Origin of the sequence: Polaribacter marinivivus (assembly GCF_042651285.1) — a bacterium.
GTDB classification, from domain to species: domain Bacteria; phylum Bacteroidota; class Bacteroidia; order Flavobacteriales; family Flavobacteriaceae; genus Polaribacter; species Polaribacter marinivivus.
This window is the reverse complement of the sequence record NZ_JBHSCY010000004.1, coordinates 2,501-5,598: the sequence shown is the minus strand read 5'-3', so window position 1 is coordinate 5,598 and position 3,098 is coordinate 2,501. Positions and strand designations below refer to the sequence as shown.

General features: G+C 47.0%; 2 rRNA genes (1 of these 2 cut by a window edge). Both read right to left on the bottom strand.

The window, feature by feature from the left end:
* Positions 1-61: 61 nt before the first annotated feature.
* Positions 62-171: ribosomal RNA gene (gene rrf / locus ACFOWD_RS13180) — 5S ribosomal RNA — on the bottom strand.
* A gap of 107 nt (positions 172-278) precedes the next feature.
* Positions 279-3,098: ribosomal RNA gene (locus tag ACFOWD_RS13175) — 23S ribosomal RNA — on the bottom strand (it continues 50 nt past the right edge of the window).

The following is a 3,098-nucleotide window of genomic DNA, read 5'->3' as shown; positions in this document are numbered from 1 at the left end:
AAAAAAACCTCATACTAAAAAGTATGAGGTTTATAATTTCTGATATTATGATCAGAATAAAGAAAGGCAGCGACCTACTCTCCCACATAAATGCAGTACCATCGGCGCTATTGGGCTTAACTTCTCTGTTCGGTATGGGAAGAGGTGAGCCCCAATGCTATAACCACCCTAAATTTTTCAGTTAAAATATTTAACTGTATAAGTTAACATATGATAAAATAATATTGTAATAATCAAAACATTTAAAAGAGTGTCTCCCGGTCTTTCGACCGGGAAGCGTACATAAGTCTATGGGTTATTAGTACTACTCGGCTATGACATTACTGCCTTTACACCTATAGCCTATCAACGTTGTCATCTCCAACGACCCTTTAAAGAAATCTCATCTTGTGGTGGGTTTCGCGCTTATATGCTTTCAGCGCTTATCCCTTCCCGACGTAGCTACCCTGCTATGCTTCTGGCGAAACAACAGGTACACTAGAGGTCAGTCCAACTCGGTCCTCTCGTACTAGAGTCAGATCCACGCAAATTTCTAACGCCCACAGCAGATAGAGACCGAACTGTCTCACGACGTTCTGAACCCAGCTCGCGTGCCACTTTAATGGGCGAACAGCCCAACCCTTGGGACCTTCTCCAGCCCCAGGATGTGACGAGCCGACATCGAGGTGCCAAACCCCCCCGTCGATATGAGCTCTTGGGGGAGATCAGCCTGTTATCCCCGGAGTACCTTTTATCCTTTGAGCGATGGCCCTTCCATGCGGAACCACCGGATCACTATGCTCTTGTTTCCAACCTGATCGACCTGTATGTCTCTCAGTCAAGCACCCTTATGCCATTGCACTCTACGCACGGTTACCAAGCGTGCTGAGGGTACCTTTAGAAGCCTCCGTTACTCTTTTGGAGGCGACCACCCCAGTCAAACTACCCACCAAGCACTGTCCTCATCTCTGAGTTAGACTCTAGATAAGCAAAGGGTGGTATTTCAAGGATGACTCCACAACGCCTAGCGACGCCGCTTCAATGTCTCCCACCTATCCTACACATTACTTATCCAAAGCCAATACTAAGCTATAGTAAAGGTTCACGGGGTCTTTTCGTCCCGCTGCGGGTAATCGGCATCTTCACCGATACTACAATTTCACCGAGCTCATGGCTGAGACAGTGTCCAGATCGTTGCACCATTCGTGCAGGTCGGAACTTACCCGACAAGGAATTTCGCTACCTTAGGACCGTTATAGTTACGGCCGCCGTTTACTGGGGCTTCATTTCACTGCTTCGCCGAAGCTAACAACTCCACTTAACCTTCCAGCACCGGGCAGGTGTCAGGCCTTATACATCATCTTTCAATTTAGCAAAGCCCTGTGTTTTTGATAAACAGTCGCCTGGACCTTTTCACTGCGGCCCATCCGAAGATGGGCGACGCTTCTCCCGAAGTTACGCGTCTATTTTGCCTAGTTCCTTAGCCATGAATCTCTCGAGCACCTTAGAATTCTCATCCCAACTACCTGTGTCGGTTTACGGTACGGGTTCTTATAATCTGAAGCTTAGAGGTTTTTCTTGGAAGCCTTTAGGCACACTATCCACTCGTCCGAAGATTTGTGGTACTATCGACCTTCTCCAAAACCTGCGGATTTACCTACAAGTCCTATAGATACAGTCTTCAACGTACTATTCCGTCAGTACGCGGTGCTTTCAATACTCCGTCACCCCATCGCAATTATAAGAAGTACAGGAATATTAACCTGTTGTCCATCGACTACTCCCTTCGGATTCGCCTTAGGTCCCGACTAACCCTCAGCTGATTAGCATCGCTGAGGAAACCTTAGTCTTTCGGTGTGCGGGTTTCTCGCCCGCATTATCGTTACTTATGCCTACATTTTCTTTTGTAACCACTCCAGCATGCCTCACAGCACACCTTCTACGCAGGTTACAATGCTCCCCTACCACTTTTACAAGTCCATAGCTTCGGTAATATGTTTATGCCCGATTATTATCCATGCTCGACCGCTCGACTAGTGAGCTGTTACGCACTCTTTAAATGAATGGCTGCTTCCAAGCCAACATCCTAGCTGTCTGGGCAGTCAAACCTCGTTTATTCAACTTAACATATATTTGGGGACCTTAGCTGATGGTCTGGGTTCTTTCCCTCTCGGACATGGACCTTAGCACCCATGCCCTCACTGCTGAGAAACATTTTATAGCATTCGGAGTTTGTCAGGAATTGGTAGGCGGTGAAGCCCCCGCATCCAATCAGTAGCTCTACCTCTATAAAACTTTTACTCAACGCTGCACCTAAATGCATTTCGGGGAGTACGAGCTATTTCCGAGTTTGATTGGCCTTTCACCCCTACCCACAGGTCATCCAAAGACTTTTCAACGTCAACTGGTTCGGTCCTCCACTGTGTGTTACCACAGCTTCAACCTGCCCATGGGTAGATCACTCGGTTTCGCGTCTACTACTACTAACTAAAGCGCCCTATTCAGACTCGCTTTCGCTACGGCTCCATGTCTTAAACATTTAACCTTGCTAGAAACAGTAACTCGTAGGCTCATTATGCAAAAGGCACGCCGTCACCCATAAATGGGCTCCGACCGCTTGTAAGCGCACGGTTTCAGGTTCTCTTTCACTCCCTTACTTAGGGTTCTTTTCACCTTTCCCTCACGGTACTAGTTCACTATCGGTCTCTCAGGAGTATTTAGCCTTACCGGATGGTCCCGGTGGATTCATACAGGATTACACGTGTCCCGCACTACTCAGGATACCACTATCAATAACTTCGCTTACTTTTACGGGACTATCACCCTCTTTGGTCTGTCTTTCCAAACAGTTCTAATTCACTTAGCATCGAATATCGTGGTCCTACAACCCCAATATTGCCGTAACAACATTGGTTTGGGCTAATCCGCGTTCGCTCGCCACTACTAACGGAATCACTTTTGTTTTCTCTTCCTCTGGTTACTTAGATGTTTCAGTTCACCAGGTTTGCTTGCTTTCGCATGATATATCTTCAATATATCGGGTTACCCCATTCGGATATTTACGGATTATAAGGTATGTGCCCCTCCCCGTAACTTTTCGCAGCTTATCACGTCCTTCA